Annotated in this window: 15 protein-coding genes, 1 other RNA gene and 1 pseudogene; 4 read left to right on the top strand and 13 right to left on the bottom strand. The window is 33.5% G+C overall.

From position 1 onward, the window contains the following. Window positions 1-242: 242 nt before the first annotated feature. Both QZZ48_RS08750 and QZZ48_RS08745 read left to right on the top strand, forming a co-directional pair. Window positions 243-452, top strand: a complete 210-nt coding sequence (locus QZZ48_RS08750) for a hypothetical protein (protein ID WP_294964478.1) — start codon at window positions 243-245, stop codon at window positions 450-452. Window positions 453-509: 57 nt separating this feature from the next. Further along, window positions 510-1355, top strand: a complete 846-nt coding sequence (locus tag QZZ48_RS08745) for a tyrosine-type recombinase/integrase (RefSeq protein WP_294964475.1) — start codon at window positions 510-512, stop codon at window positions 1353-1355. Window positions 1356-1568: 213 nt separating this feature from the next. On the opposite strand, the gene rnpB is transcribed toward QZZ48_RS08745, so the two are convergent. Continuing rightward, an RNA gene (rnpB, locus tag QZZ48_RS08740) (RNase P RNA component class A) lies at window positions 1569-1894 on the bottom strand. A 175-nt stretch (window positions 1895-2069) separates the two neighbouring features. On the opposite strand from rnpB, the gene QZZ48_RS08735 reads away from it, so the two are divergent. After that, on the top strand, window positions 2070-2687 hold the full coding sequence (locus QZZ48_RS08735; protein ID WP_294964472.1) for a TetR/AcrR family transcriptional regulator: 618 nt from the start codon (window positions 2070-2072) through the stop codon (window positions 2685-2687). Window positions 2688-2760: 73 nt separating this feature from the next. On the opposite strand, the gene QZZ48_RS08730 is transcribed toward QZZ48_RS08735, so the two are convergent. The 12 genes from QZZ48_RS08730 to mltG all read right to left on the bottom strand — a co-directional run bounded on the left by QZZ48_RS08730 (window position 2761) and on the right by mltG (window position 14837). Continuing rightward, window positions 2761-3318, bottom strand: a complete 558-nt coding sequence (locus tag QZZ48_RS08730; RefSeq protein ID WP_294964469.1) for a 2-oxoacid:acceptor oxidoreductase family protein — start codon at window positions 3316-3318, stop codon at window positions 2761-2763. A 9-nt stretch (window positions 3319-3327) separates the two neighbouring features. Then, window positions 3328-4185, bottom strand: coding sequence for a 2-oxoglutarate ferredoxin oxidoreductase subunit beta (locus QZZ48_RS08725; RefSeq protein ID WP_294964466.1), 858 nt, complete (start codon window positions 4183-4185; stop codon window positions 3328-3330). 1 nt (window position 4186) lies between these two features. Beyond that, on the bottom strand, window positions 4187-5320 hold the full coding sequence (locus QZZ48_RS08720) for a 2-oxoglutarate synthase subunit alpha (RefSeq protein WP_294964463.1): 1134 nt from the start codon (window positions 5318-5320) through the stop codon (window positions 4187-4189). Then, a complete protein-coding gene (locus QZZ48_RS08715; protein WP_294964460.1) occupies window positions 5320-5667 on the bottom strand; it encodes a 4Fe-4S binding protein in 348 nt (115 codons plus the stop codon). The genes QZZ48_RS08720 and QZZ48_RS08715 overlap by 1 nt, the downstream gene beginning before the upstream one ends. Window positions 5668-5818: 151 nt before the next feature. Further along, the gene (sucD, locus tag QZZ48_RS08710) at window positions 5819-6691 is read right to left on the bottom strand and encodes a succinate--CoA ligase subunit alpha (protein WP_294964458.1); all 873 of its coding nucleotides are present in this window, start codon (window positions 6689-6691) and stop codon (window positions 5819-5821) included. Window positions 6692-6694: 3 nt separating this feature from the next. Continuing rightward, entirely contained in the window at window positions 6695-7867 is a 1173-nt protein-coding gene (sucC, locus tag QZZ48_RS08705) for an ADP-forming succinate--CoA ligase subunit beta (RefSeq protein WP_294964455.1), read from the bottom strand. A 26-nt stretch (window positions 7868-7893) separates the two neighbouring features. Beyond that, window positions 7894-8451 carry a Fe-S-containing hydro-lyase gene (locus QZZ48_RS08700; RefSeq protein ID WP_294964452.1) on the bottom strand — a complete coding sequence of 186 codons (558 nt, stop codon included), beginning with the start codon at window positions 8449-8451 and terminating at the stop codon, window positions 7894-7896. A gap of 9 nt (window positions 8452-8460) precedes the next feature. Continuing rightward, entirely contained in the window at window positions 8461-9312 is an 852-nt protein-coding gene (locus QZZ48_RS08695) for a fumarate hydratase (protein ID WP_294964451.1), read from the bottom strand. A gap of 266 nt (window positions 9313-9578) precedes the next feature. Then, entirely contained in the window at window positions 9579-10523 is a 945-nt protein-coding gene (locus tag QZZ48_RS08690; RefSeq protein ID WP_294964449.1) for a malate dehydrogenase, read from the bottom strand. 125 nt (window positions 10524-10648) lie between these two features. After that, window positions 10649-11599 carry a malate dehydrogenase gene (locus tag QZZ48_RS08685; protein WP_294964447.1) on the bottom strand — a complete coding sequence of 317 codons (951 nt, stop codon included), beginning with the start codon at window positions 11597-11599 and terminating at the stop codon, window positions 10649-10651. Between the two features lie 29 nt (window positions 11600-11628). Continuing rightward, a complete protein-coding gene (locus QZZ48_RS08680) occupies window positions 11629-13821 on the bottom strand; it encodes an NADP-dependent isocitrate dehydrogenase (protein ID WP_294964445.1) in 2193 nt (730 codons plus the stop codon). A gap of 128 nt (window positions 13822-13949) precedes the next feature. Continuing rightward, window positions 13950-14837, bottom strand: a complete 888-nt coding sequence (gene mltG / locus QZZ48_RS08675) for an endolytic transglycosylase MltG (protein ID WP_294964481.1) — start codon at window positions 14835-14837, stop codon at window positions 13950-13952. On the opposite strand from mltG, the pseudogene QZZ48_RS08670 reads away from it, so the two are divergent. Further along, window positions 14836-15570: pseudogene (locus QZZ48_RS08670) on the top strand (hypothetical protein); the annotation flags it as partial. The gene mltG and the pseudogene QZZ48_RS08670 overlap by 2 nt on opposite strands.

The raw sequence follows: 15570 nt of genomic DNA, 5'->3' as shown, positions 1-15570 counted from the left end.
ACACTCATATTTAATCCCTATATTTTCTATTTCAATTTTATCATTTTTGAAATAAGAAAACAAATTTTACTGGTTCAGTTTTAGGGGTTCATTATAGTTTGTGAAAAAACGAATTTTATAAAATTTATTACTATTAGATATGTTGGTAATGATTCTGTTATAGGTGATGTTGTTTTCTTATTAGATAGTAAAAAAGTTTTACAAATATCTCCTTATGAAAAACAATATTTAAAGGCTTAACAGTGTCTTGCTTTATAAGCATTCAAAAACTAGCTGAAGATGTTGGAATAGATACATCATACATCAGAACTATGATTAGAAATAAAATTTTAACAGTTTACAAAATGGATGGTTATAAACGTATATATATTGATCTAGAAGAATTTAATTCATCTATCAAGCCAATTCATGAAGTTGATACAAAAATCAATTTAGATGATTATTTAGTTTAGTGAGGTAATATTTTGACTCATAGTAAAGTTGTTGTTATTAAGAAAAGGAAAAAAGGAATGACAACACATTATATTAGAGGCTCTACAATTTGGCTCAATTATTATGTTGATGGTAAACGTATTCAGAAATCTACTAAATTAAAAAATACGTCAAAAAACATCAAGGTTGTTGAAAGTCAAATTATACCAGTCTTGAATATTAAAATAGCAACTGGAGATATATATAAAAATAAGCCTAAGACTTTTGAGTATTACGGTTATATATTTCTACATCAAAAAGAAAGCAATAAAAACTATTGGATGAGAAAAAGTTATTGGATGAGGGTGATAGACTACTTTAGAGGTCAAGACATAGATAAAATCACTCGTCTTGATATTAAAGAATATCTAATATCACTTAATATGAAAACTAAATCAAAGTCCATCTATAAACATTGCATTAGAGAGATATTTGAATTAGCAATTGATGATAATGTTCTTTTTCATAACCCTGCTCAGAATATCAAAGAGAAGCCCGATAGAAAAGAACCGATACAGTTCTATTCAAAAGAAGAGGTTAACAAGCTTCTAAGCGTAGCTAATGGCATTATAAAGCCTTATTTACTGATAGCTTTTAACACAGGTATGAGAGTAAGTGAGATATTAGGTCTTCAATTAGCTGATTTTAAAGAAGATGGATACATACATATCAAGCGTACACGCTCTAAAGGGATCATTGGAAGCGGAAAAACTAATAATGCAATTAGGAAAGTTCCTTATCCTGCTTTTATACTAGATGAAGTCAAGAAGATACAGCCTAAAGACAATATATATATCTTTGGTCATATTGACGACGCTTCTCTATTAAGAAGTCAATGGCGTGATGTAAATGATGAAGCTAAATTAGTACGTTTGCAACATTAATGTTGAAAGATAATATAGTGAGTATTAACGAATTAGCAGGTCTATTAGGTCATTCTAGTCCTAAAGTAACCCTAGAGCATTACTCAAGCATTATAGAGTCTAAAAACATTGATTTGGGGTCTAATTTCTCTTTATTTGAGAATAGTTGCGGTTACACTACGGTTACAATCGAAAACAAGAAGGCTTAAAAAGCCCTAAATTACGGGGTTTGAAGAGTTAGGTACAGCTATAAGCCGAGTTTTGTTTTAATAGTATTAATCTACTTTACTATTTACATAGTATCTCTAGCGAAACAGTAGCAATATAAGACGCTGACCACCTGTTTCTTGCTGCCATGTTGGGTTTACAAGCTCTCTATGTTGCCATGAAGACTGGTGGGCTCTTACCCCACCCTTTCACCGTTACCACATTGCTGTGGAAGTCTACTCTCTGTTGCACTTTCCCTCGTATTACTACGGCCATTCGTTAAATGGAACACTGTCTTACAGCAGCTCGGACTTTCCTCTTGCGATTAAACAAGTCACTATCTGCTGTACCTGTGCAATAGTACAAAAAACTTCCTTTAAATTAGTTTTTTCAAGACAAGAACAATCGTTCATTTTGTGTTACTTGTATATGAACAAACGTTCTTGCATGCATAAGCTTGTATTAACAACCGTTCATATATAATACATGTAAAGTTAAGATTCGTTCACTAAATAAAAAAGGTTGATTATGCCCGAAAATACGACATCTCCTAAGAGAACCGGAACAAAACAAAAAATACTAAAAGTGTCTACTACCCTATTCTCTGAGCTTGGGTATAAAGGTACAAGTGTAAGAAGAATTGCAAAAGAAGTTGGTATTAGAGAGAGTGCAATATATAATCACTACAAAAGCAAAGAGGAAATATTTTTGGAAGTTGCAAAGGGTATTTTTAACTCACCCTTCTCTAAAAATGAGCAAGATATAAAAGAATCCGCATTAAAAGGAAAAGCTTTTTTACAGAACTTTACAATGCAATATAAGCTTCTTACATTCGATAAGAGTAACGAGAATATGTTTAGACTACTCATGATAGAGCTATTCCAAAACAAAGAGCTTAGAGAGCAGTTTATGAGTGAATTTCATGAGAAGAATGTGAAGATGTTATCTGAGGCTTTCTTTATCATGATGCAGAACTCACTTATACGTTCTCAAGATCCGATGATGATTTCATATGAGTTTCTATCCACCCTATTCTATATGAGGCTTCAAGTAACACTAATGAGATTTGATAATGACTCTACAACTGCAATATCAACTCAATTTGAAAAGCATGTTGAGTTTTTTTGGGAAAGTATTAGAGTTTAATACTAATTAATATTAGAGATTTTATTAAAAAAAAGACAACCCATAATGAGTTGTCTTTTTAATATTGGACTAATTAAGCCATTGCTTCTTTAGCATATTTTTCACCAAGGTCATAAGCTGCTTTATTAACTTCATGAACTTTTGCTGGTACTTTAGAAAGCATTGTATCTATAAGAGTTTGTTTATCTATTGCATCCATCATAGTATTTGCAATTGCTAGAGCAACAACAGATTGAGTAATAACATTACCAACCTCTTCTTTAGCAATAGTAATAATTGGAATTTCATGAATTTTCCACATCTTACGATCTTCATCAGTTGGATGAACCAAGTTTGGATCTACTACTATTGTTCCGCCAGGTTTAACACCACTTTTAAAAGTGTTATAACTTACATCTGCAACAGAAAGCATAAAACCTATTTCACCATCATTTGCATATGGATAATAAATTTCTTGATCATCTAGTTGAATATCAACAACAGTTGGTCCACCACGAACTTGCGAAGTGTATGTTGCCGTTTTTAGCCCATGACCACCAGTTTTAATTTTTGCAGCTGCAAAAATCTCTCCAGCAAGAAGAACACCTTGTCCACCAACACCTGTAAATCTCATTAATGTTTTAGTACTCATAATGTTCCCTTATATTTTTTTCGCAAAGTCATCACGAGTGATTACTTTTCTTTCACCCTTGTGTACTTTTTGAATCTCTGCATACATTTCACAATATTCATCAGCTTCTAAATCTTGTTTTAAGATACCAGTAGGTAATAAATTAAGTCTTTCTTCTGAACTCATTGCATCATATTTCTTTTTAGGAATAGTAATACTATCAATCCATTCAAGATTTTCCATTGCAGAAACCATTTTATTTTTTCTACCAAGATTAATGTGACAGTTAGAAAGAACTTCCATTATTGAGAAGCCTTTGTGCTCTATCGCTTTAATCATTGCTTTTTCTAATTTTTTAGGGTCAAGCATAGACTCACGAGCAACAAATGAAGCTCCAGCGGCTATTGCTAAATCACATGTATTAAAAGTTGGATCAATATTACCAGCTTTTTGAGTAACTGTCCACATACCTTTTGGTGTAGTTGGAGAAGTTTGAGAATTAGTTAAACCATAGATAAAGTTATTAATAATAATCATAGTTAAATCTATGTTTCTTCTACAACCATGAATAGTATGATTACCACCAATTGCAAGTGCATCACCATCACCAGCAACACAAATCACTATTTTATCTGGTCTGGCTAACTTAATACCTGTTGCGTAAGCAATAGTTCTACCGTGAGTTGTATGAACTGTGTTAAAATCAACATATGATGAAAATCTTCCAGAACATCCAATACCAGAAACAACACAAACGTCGTCTTGGTTAAGTTTCATTTTATCAACTGCTCTAACGAAAGCTTTAAGAATAACACCATCACCACAACCCCAACACCATAGTGTTGGCATCTTTTCAAGTCTTAAATATTTATCATAATTAAATGCCATCTTATAATTCCTTTACTTTAGTTACAATCTCATAAGGAGATATTGGTCTACCATTAACTTTGAATAAACCGTCGATATCAAGTCTTGCAGCTGCACGTTGAATTTCACCATGATACTGACCAATATTAAGCTCAACTACTAAAACTTTATCAATTTTATCAGTATGTTTTTTAATTTGAGTAGCTGGTGAAGGCCAGATAGTAATTGGTCTAAATAAACCAGCTTTAATACCTTCAGCTCTTAAGTGTCTAATTGATTCTTTTGCAGCAAGAGATACAGAACCATATGCAATAATCATAATATCAGCATCATCCATCATAAATTCTTCATAAGATTCAACTTCATCTTCATGTAGAGCAACTTTGTCTTCTAATCTTTGAATTAGTTTTCTACAAGTTTCAATCTCTTCAGTAGGATAACCATTTTTATCATGGTGAAGACCAGTAAAGTGGTATCTATAACCTTCGTACATAGGGTTAAGTACTGCTGGCTCATCATGTTCACAGTCATACGGAAAATATTCTTCAGCTGGACCATCAAATCTTTTTCTTGGAACGATTCCAGCTGCAACATCTTCTGCAGTAGGAATATCAGCTTTACCATGCATGTGACCAATAGTCTCATCTAGTAGAACAATAACTGGTTGCATAAATCTATCAGCTATATTAAATGCTCTAACTACTTCAGTATAGCATTCTGCTAAAGTACCTGCACATAAAGTAATTGACTTATAGTCACCATGTGATGGGTTTTTAGCTTGAAGAATATCACCTTGAGCTACACGAGTAGGAAGACCTGTTGATGGACCACCACGCATAACATTTACACAAACTAAAGGTACTTCTGCCATTTGAGCAAGACCTAGTTGTTCGGCTTTAAGTGACATACCTGGACCAGAAGTAGCTGTTAACGCTCTTTGACCAACCATTGCTGCACCTATTACTGAACAAATACCAGCAATTTCATCTTCCATTTGTATAGAAACACCACCTTTATCAGGTAAGCTATCAGAAAGAACATGCATGATTTCACTAGAAGGTGTTAATGGATAACCACCAAAAAACATACATCCAGCGTCAACAGCTGCTTTTGCTGCAAGCTGATTACCAGTTGATATTACTTCTCTTGTTTGCATTATTTAGCTCCTTGATTTAGTGACATATATTTATTAGCAATTATAGCTGCTTGTCTTTCTTTAGCTTCTTCAGTAAGTTTAGCAAAACTAAGACCTGCTGCCTTATATTCAGCTCTATCAGCTACATAAATAGCAAAGTCAGGACATGAAATTTCACACTCATTACAGCCAATGCAAGATTCAGGATTATTTATTGAAATCATTGCCCCAAGTGTTGATGTTGATTCATATACCATACCAAGTACACCAGAAGGACATACTGACACACAGATATCACATGCTTTACAATTACTTGTATTTACCCATACAGGTTGGTTACCTGGGTTTTCAGTTTTAAAAGTTCCCATTTATTCTCCTATTATTAAAGTACAAATTTAATTTGTATATTACTCTTTTGTAGACAAAGTGTAGCTAAGTTTTTAATATTTGACTAAAAATATGCTCTTAGTGCCTTTTAATATAACTTTTTGTTACATTACGAGGCTTTGTAAGAGTAGATTACTTAGCTAAAACTTTTGCAATAGCTTTACCAATATCAGCAGGAGAGATTACAACTGTTACGCCAGCATCTCTAAGTGCATCCATCTTCTCTTTTGCTGTACCAGCACTACCACTAACAATAGCACCTGCGTGACCCATAGTTTTACCTTTAGGCGCAGTTTGACCAGCAATAAAAGCTACTACTGGTTTAGTTATTTGTTCTTTAATTAGTTTAGCAGCTTGAATCTCAAGATCTCCACCAATTTCACCAATCATAACGATTGCATGAGTATCTGGATCTGCTTCAAACATTGGTAAAATTTGGTTATATGAAAGACCGATAATTGGGTCTCCACCGATACCAATAGCAGTAGTAATACCAAAACCTTCATTACATACTTGGTTAGCACCTTCATAAGTTAAAGTACCAGACTTAGAAATAAGTCCAACATTACCTTTTTTAAAGACCATACCTGGCATGATTCCGATTTTACACTCTTCAGCAGTAATAACACCAGGACAGTTTGGTCCTAGTGTTTTCATACCATGTTTAGTTGCATGAGCTTTTGCAGCTTGCATATCTTTAACAGGAGCACCTTCAGTAATAATTACTGCAAGATCAATTCCAGCTTCAGCAGCTTCCATTACAGCGTCACCAACAAATGCAGGTGGAACAAAAATCATAGAAACAGTTGCGCCAGTATTCTTAACAGCTTGGGCAACCGTATTAAATACTGGTTTACCTAAATGCTCTTGACCACCCTTGTTTGGAGTAACACCACCAACAATTTGTGTACCATATGCTAAACATTGCTCAGCATGGAAAGTTCCCTCTTTACCAGTAAAACCTTGAACGATAACTTTTGTATCTTTATTTACTAAAATTGACATATATTAATTTCCTTTCGCTGCAGCAACTGCTTTTGCAGCACCGTCACCTAAATCATCACCAACAATTAGATTAGCAATATTTGCATTTTTAAGAATTTCTGCTGCTTCTGGAGCATTAGTTCCGTCAAGGCGAACAATCACTGGTACATTAACATCAGTCATTTTTGTAGCGTCAATAATACCATTAGCAATACGGTCACAACGAACGATTCCACCGAAAATATTTACAAAAATTGCTTTAACATTAGGATTTTTAAGAATAATCTCAAAACCTTTTGCAACAGTCTCAGCATTTGCACTACCACCGACATCTAAAAAGTTTGCAGGAGTTCCACCCATATAGTTAATTGTATCCATAGTACCCATAGCAAGACCGGCACCATTTACCATACAACCAATTTCACCATCAAGGGCAACATATGAAAGACCATATTTAGCAGCTTCAACTTCATCAGCATCTTCTTCAGTTAAATCTCTCATTGCTAAAATTTCTGGTTGACGTCCAAGAGCAGAGTTGTCAAAACCCATTTTTCCGTCAAGTGCTAAAAATTCACCAGAACCAGTTCTAACTAAAGGATTGATTTCGATCATTTCTGCATCATTTTCCATATATAGTTTAAATAATTTTTGTGCGAAAGAAATAATCTTTTTTTGCTCTGCTTTATCAACAATGCCTAAACCAAATGCAAGTTCTCTACCATGGAAACTTTGAAAACCAATAGCTGGATCAACAGGAATAGTTATGATTTTTTCTGGAGTCTTTTCAGCAACATCTTCAATATTCATACCACCTTCAGTAGAAGCCATGATTAAAGGCATTTCCAATTTTCTATCCAAAACAACAGAAAGGTAGAATTCATCTTTAATATCAGCACCATCTTCGATGTAAAGCTTTTGAACAAGTTTACCTTCAGCGGCAGTTTGATGAGTAACTAAAGTCATACCAAGAATTTCATCAGAAAGTTCTCTAACTTCTTCAAGAGATTTAGCTAGTTTAACACCACCACCTAAACCACGGCCACCGGCATGGATTTGAGCTTTAACAACCCAAATAGGACCACCTAACTCTTTAGCAGCTTCTACTGCAGCTTCAACGCTCTCAGCCATAATACCTTTTGGTGTAGGTACACCATACTTTTGGAAAACCTGTTTAGCTTGATATTCATGTATATTCATTTATTCTCCTTGTTTTAAGTTGGAAGTTATTTAACTTCGTATTGAGCACGACCTATTTGATATAAGTCTTCGCCAAATGTATCGTTTATTACAGTTACAGGAAAGTCAACTACTTCTAGTTTTCTTACTGCTTCAGGGCCCAATTCTTCATAAGCAATTACTTCTGAACTTTTTATTTGTTTGCCTAAAAGTGCACCTGCACCTCCAGTAGCACCAAAATAAATAGCCTTATGCTCTTGACAAGCATCTGTAACATCTTTATTTCTTTTTCCCTTACCTATCATTCCTTTTAAACCCTCAGCAATTAAGCGAGGAGAGTAAGAATCCATACGGTAAGATGTAGTTGGACCTGCACTACCAATTGGGTCACCTGGTTTAGGTGGAGTTGGTCCAACAAAATAGATCACTGCGCCTTTAACATCAAAAGGAAGTTCTTTTCCTTCATCAAGTAAATCAACAAGTCTTTTATGTGCCGCGTCTCTAGCAGTATAAAGTATTCCACTTAGGTACACTATATCACCGCTGTTCAATTTTGAAACAGTTTCATCACTAAGTGGAGTTGTTAAATGATATGTTTTACTCATATTCTTCCCTTATATTGTTATATGTGTATGACGTGAGCTGTGACACTGAACATTTACTGAAACAGGGAGAGAAGCTATATGACAAGGATTAGACTCAATATGTACAGATAAAATAGTCTCTGTTCCACCCATACCCATAGTACCAATTCCAAGTTTATTTAATTCTAATTTTATAGTATCTTCTAACTCTGCCATTTCAGGATCTTCATTTACAGAACCAATATTACGAAATAATGCATGCTTAGAGCTTATTACAGCTTTTTCAAACGTCCCACCAATACCAACGCCTACAGTAAGTGGAGGACAAGGATTTGGACCTGCATCTGAGATACACTCTCTAACATAGTCAATTACACCTTGCTTACCAGCTGATGGAGGAAAAACTCTAGCACGAGATACATTTTCACTACCTCCGCCTTTTGCAGCATATTCAATGTCAATCTTATCTCCCTCAACAATATCAAGGTGAATAATTGCAGGTAAGTTATAACCTACTGTGTCTTTGTTGTTTGCACGAGTAAAAGGATGACAAGTTGAAGCTCTTAAATAACCTTCAACATAACCTTTTTCAGTACCTTCATTTATAGCATCTTTTAAAAGACCACCTATAACTTTAACATCAGCACCAATTTTTACAAAGAAAACAGCAAGTCCCGTATCTTGACATAGTGGACGAGCTTCACTACTTGCTATATCTGCATTTTCCAAAAGTTGTTTTAAGACTTCTCTACTTACAGGGCTTTTTTCATTCTCATAAGCAGCTTTCATAGCGTTTAGAGCATCTTCTGGCAGATTTGATGCAGAATATACAATGATGTCTCTAACATTCTTTACTATTTCTTCATAGCGTATCTCTCGCATATGCAATTCCTATTTATTGATTATTTATAATTTTATATTATAAGCGTATATTTTAGCACTCTTTTCATAATAAAACACATTATAGATAATTATTTTTGAACAAGTGAAGAAATGTGTAGAAACAACACACCTTAAAAATCTTGTTTAGATTAAAAGATGCGGCTTTTATTTAAGGATAGTTTTATGCAGTTGAATAATTACTTATTCTTATAATTAACATCGAAATTATTTGCTATTTATATTCAGATTTTTAATAAAATTAGATTTTACTCGAAAAAGTTATTTTCTTTTAGAATGTCAATTCCATCTCTAATTGAATCGACGGAGATTTTGAACTTATTTTTTGTCTCTTTATCCATATCTAACTCTATTATTTTCTCAACTCCATTATTACCGAGAATAACTGGGACACCAACACATACATCTTTATAACCATATTCTCCATCAAGCATTACAGAAGATGGCATAATAATTTGACTATCATCTAGAATTGCTTCAACCATAACAGCTATTGCACGGCCTGGAGCATAATATGCAGAAGTTCCAAGATGCTTCACTATTTGGGCTCCACCATTTTTTGTTCTAGCAATAATATCTTCCATCTCTTTTTTTGTAAGAATCTGTTCAAGAGGAACACCACCAATAGTTGAAATTTCAGGTATTGGAATCATGTTTTGACCATGATCTCCAATAAGCATAGTCTTAGTCTGTCCAGAACCATAACCAACTTTTTTATGAATTTCATATGCCATTCTAGCTCCATCTAATGCTCCGGCCATACCAATTATTCTTCTTCTATCCCAACCTGTCATTTGATGAATAACATAAGTCATAATATCTAAAGGATTTGAGACACAAAGTATTATTGCATTTGGAGAATATTTCATTACATTATGAACAACATCTTTCATAATTTTTGCATTTATAATTAGTAAGTCAGCTCTAGTCATATCACTCTTACGAGGTACGCCTGCTGTAATAACAATAATGTCACAATCTTTTAGATCACTGGCATCTTTAGCAGCATTTACAATAGTACCTTGTGGTGAATAACAAGTAGATTGTCCAATATCCATAGCTTTACCTAGTGCAAGATCGCTATTAATATCATATAAGACTACCTCATGACATCTCCCTGTCATTGTTAAACTATATGCTGCTGTTGCTCCAACAAACCCAGCGCCTACAATACCAACTTTTCTACCTATCATTCATATATTCCTTTTATTTTACTTTTACTTTGAGTCCAAATTTAAATCCAGCGTTAACTTCTTTTATAATAGGTTTTATAGGGAATATTATTTGTGGGATAGAGCTATTTTACTAGCTCTATAAATCATTCTGCATAAAAATTGTTTGCATATAAAGCGTCAACAAGTTCTTTAACACTTCCTATTGATTTAGCAAATTTTCTATCTTGGTCATCATTTAGATTTGCTTCAATGACTTTTTCAGCACCACGAGCTCCAATCATAACAGGAACACCATTTACAACATCAGTATAACCATACTCTCCATCAAGCATAACAGAACATGGATATATCTGTTTCATATCTGTAAGTACTGACTCTACCATAAGAGCTGTCGCTTTTGCTGGAGCATAATATGCACTACCACTTTTTAATAGGCTTACTATTTCAGCTCCGCCATTTTTAGTTTTTTCAACTATTTCATTGATCTCTTCCCAAGTTAAAAGATCAGTTAAAGGAACACCAGCTACTGTTGAAAATCTTGGTAAAGGAACCATATCATCACCGTGACCACCCATAACAGAACATCTAATTTGTCCTGCCCCGTAGCCTAATTTTTCATATACAAAGTGAGCCATTCTAGCACTATCAAGTATTCCTGCCATTCCTAGAACTCTGCATCTTTCCCATCCAGACTCTTTTAATGCTACATAAACCATAGCATCTAGAGGATTAGAAACGGGGATAATAACAGCATTTGGAGAAGTAGTTTTAATAACACTTACTATTTCTCTCATGATAGAAGCATTTTTAATTAACAAATCATCTCTACTCATACCTGGAAGTCTTGGACTACCTGCTGTAATTACAACTACATCACAATCTTTTACATCTTCTATTGTTTGAGCAACAGTAATAACAGTATGTCTTCTAGCAGCCTGAGCAGCTTGAGATAAGTCAAGTGCTTTGCCTCTAGCTACATCTACATCATTTGCTCTTAAAATAATCTCATGACAAGAACCACTCATTGCTAAAGAATAAGCTACTGACGAACCTACATTACCTATTCCTACAATTCCTACTCTTTTTCCTTTCATGGTACTCCTTTTAATATTTTAATTATTTACTATATTGAATCAATAATAGCATTTAAAGTAGCTGATGGTCTCATTGCAGCTTCAGCTTTAGCGTCATTTGGCTTATAGTATCCACCAATATCTTGAGCTTTTCCTTCAATAGAAAGTAACTCTTGAATAATTTCAGCTTCATTCTCTTTTAGCGCATTAGCTACTGGAGCAAACTTAGCAGCTAAGACTGCATCATCTGTTTGTGTAGCAAGAGCATCTGCCCAGTATTGAGCTAAGAAAAAGTGAGAAGCTTTATTATCTGGTTCTCCACATTTTCTTGATGGTACTTTGTTTTTGTCAAGGTAAGAGTTATTTGCAATATCTAATGCAGCTGTAACAACTGCAAGATCTTTAGAATCATTTTTTTGAGAAATAAATCTTAAAGACTCAGCAAGTGCCAAGAACTCACCAAGTGAATCCCATCTTAGGTGACCTTCTGCTAAGAACTGATCAACATGCTTAGGAGCAGATCCACCAGCACCAGTTTCAAATAGACCACCACCAGCAATTAAAGGAACAATAGAAAGCATCTTAGCAGATGTTCCAAGTTCTAGGATTGGATACATATCAGTTAAGTAATCACGTAAAACATTACCAGTAACTGAAACAGTGTCAAGACCTTTACGAACACGAGCATTAGTAAACTCAGTTGCATCTGTAACATTCATTATTGGAAGTTCTAATCCTCTTGTATCATGGTCTTTTAAGTACTCATTAACTTTTTTAATCATGTTTGCATCATGAGCACGGTTTTTATCTAACCAGAACACAGCTGGAACACCTGTAAGACTAGCACGTTCTACAGCAAGACGTACCCAGTCTTTAATCGGAATATCTTTTGAACGAGACATTCTCCAAATATCACCTTCTTCACAATCGTGAGACATAAGAACATTGCCATTTTCATCTTTAACTTCAACTTTACCAGCTTGGGCTAACTCTATTGTTGTTGGATGAGAACCATACTCTTCAGCTTTTTGAGCCATAAGTCCAACGTTTGCAACATTACCCATTGTTGTAACATCATATTGACCATTGGCAACACAATCTTCAACCATAGCTTTAAAAAATACTGCATAAGATGTATCTGGAACAACTGAAACACACTCTTGTGGATCCCCATCTACATTCCACATTTTACCGCCATCACGTACTACAACAGGCATAGAAGCATCAATAATAATGTCATTTGAAGCATGTAAGTTAGTGATGCCTTTGTCTGAGTCAACCATAGCCATATTAGGCTGAGTAGCGTATACTGCTTTTAATGCTGCAGTAATTTCATCTTTTTTATCTGAATTTTCTAACTTTTTGTACAAGTCACCAAGGCCCATGTTTGAGTTGTAACCAAGTTTAGCAAATTCATCAGAATATTTATCGAAAACATCTTTGAAAAATACTTCTACAGCATGACCAAACATAATTGGGTCTGAAATCTTCATCATAGTTGCTTTAAGGTGAAGTGACCATAAAACATCATTTGCTTTTGCTTCATCAAGAGTTTTTTGTAAAAATTTTCTTAAAGCAGTTTTTGACATAAATGTTGCATCTAATACTTCTTTATCCACAGCTTCAAGTTCTCTTAGAACTTTTCCATTTTGCTCAATAGTAACCTTGCCCTTACCTGCTTTGATTATTGATTGCTCATTAGAGTAGAAATCTCCACCATTCATATGAGACACATATGCTTTAGAGTTTTGAGAAAATGCTCTAAGTTTATGAGGATTTTTCTTAGCAAAGTTTTTAACTGCTACTGCTGCACGTCTATCAGAATTACCTTCACGTAAAACAGGATTTACAGCTGAACCAAGACAAGTTGAATATATCGCTTGAAGTTCTTTATCTGCATCACTTGTAGCTTCTTCAGGATAGTTTTCTAAATCATAACCTTGAGATTGAAGTTCTGTAATACAATTAATAAGCTGACCAATAGAAGCTGAGATATTTGGAAGTTTAATAATATTTCCATCTGCTTGTTGAACAACATTTCCAAGTTCTGCCAATTCGTCAGCAATTCTTTGATCTTCATTTAATCTTTGAGGAAATTTAGAAATAATTCTACTTGCAAGTGAAATATCACTAGTAACTACATCTACGCCTGCCGCTTGAGTGAAAGCGTTTACAATTGGTAATAAAGAATATGTTGCTAAAGCTGGAGATTCATCGATTTTTGACCAAATAATTTTTGACATTTTTTGTCCTTAGATTAATATTTTTTTGTTTTACATGCCAATACTTAAGAGCCCTATAAAACTAATGCCACCATGATAACACTAAGATAAATAATATTAGTTAAAATTATGTACAAATTTGTTTGGAATTAAAATCTGTTTCTTTTGGTAACATGCCTTATATTGCGTAAATGGGTAGAATAGTTACGTGAAAAATCATGCCCTCCACTCTTAGATTTCATGAAATATAGATAGTCTGTTTTAGCAGGAAAGACTGCTGCTTTTATAGCTTCAAAGCTTACATTACATACTGGAATCTTTGGAATACCCCTATTTTTGTACGTATTATAGATACTATTATCTTCTCTAATTCTTTTTGGAGTTATCCTAATATGTGAGTATTTTCCATAATTAAGAGTGCCATCCATTTGTAATTTCATGCCTTTTTTAATTCTGTTATAAATTACTGAACTTACAAGAGGCATCTCTTTAATATTTGCTGATTCCTTCTGTATTACAGATGCAATTGCTACAAAATGAAACCATCTTTTTTCATTATATGTTCCAAATAATTTAACAGACAATTCTTTCATTTGCTTTTTAGAGTTATATAATAAAATTCTTATTAGTTCTTTTTCTGTAATACCAAATGGCATCTTATAGGTATTTGGGACTAAAGCGCCCTCTTTTTGAGTTGTTGCTAAAGAATATTCTTTTTTTAGTTCATCTCTATCTAACTTTAGTTTTTTTGCTAATTGATCTAAAAATATATATGTTGTCTCACCTGGTATCAGTGTTACATTTTGAAGTGCTGCTTTAGCGGTTGTCAATTTATATAAAAAATCTCCTCTTACACTATATGTAGATCCCATCTCTATCCAACCACTTTGAGGCGAACCAATAAGTCTTAACAATATTGAATCTAATTTGCTTACATTGTAATTTCTCTTATATAGTTGTGTTATAATTTGATTAATAGATCCCTTTGGTATAAATACAACTTTTTGGGTTCGAACAGGCTGATTTAGGTAATACATGAACGATAAAATAATAATCAATACAATTTCAAAACTCCACTTTACTATAGTTAGCGCTTTATCATTCATTTTCTTAACATTCTCTCTTTTATTTATATTATTGCAAAATGGAATATATGTTCAAGACATATCCATTCCAAATCTTCAAGTTAAGAAATTATACATTAAATGGAATGAAAAATTAAACATTAGCATTGAAGAAATTGCAATAATTAAAAATTCTAAAACTGAAAAAGTTGATATGAGCATTAATAAGGCCAATAAGTTCTTTAAATCTATTCTTCTATTTGATAAATGGTTTGAAAGAATTGAAGTTAATAAAATAAACTTTAATGACATAACTGCTTCTTTTAAATATATTGAAGGAAAAGAATGGTTTATAACAGCTTCTTCTAAAGATTTTTCTTTAAAAAGTTCACTATTTTTCGAATCTCATTATTTTAATGCAAAAATAGAAGAGTTTCATGACTATAAAAGAAAGATAAAGATCAATGGTAATATTATTTTAGATAACTACTACAATCTTGAACTTATTTCTGCGCTTGATATAAATATCAATAATGACATACTATTAAAAACATATTCTATTGCCGATACAAAAAAAATCTCTTATAGTGTAACTTCAAAAAAGAAAATTAAAAATATCAAACATACAATAGATATGCTTGGAATGCCAAAAGAGGTTAAGTACTGGGTTTATGATGCAATTAAGACATCCTACGTAGAGCTTGAT

The organism is Sulfurimonas sp., from assembly GCF_016744025.1.
In the GTDB taxonomy this organism is placed as follows: domain Bacteria; phylum Campylobacterota; class Campylobacteria; order Campylobacterales; family Sulfurimonadaceae; genus Sulfurimonas.
Note: the sequence above shows the minus strand (reverse complement) of the source record. Positions and strands in the feature narration are given on the sequence as shown.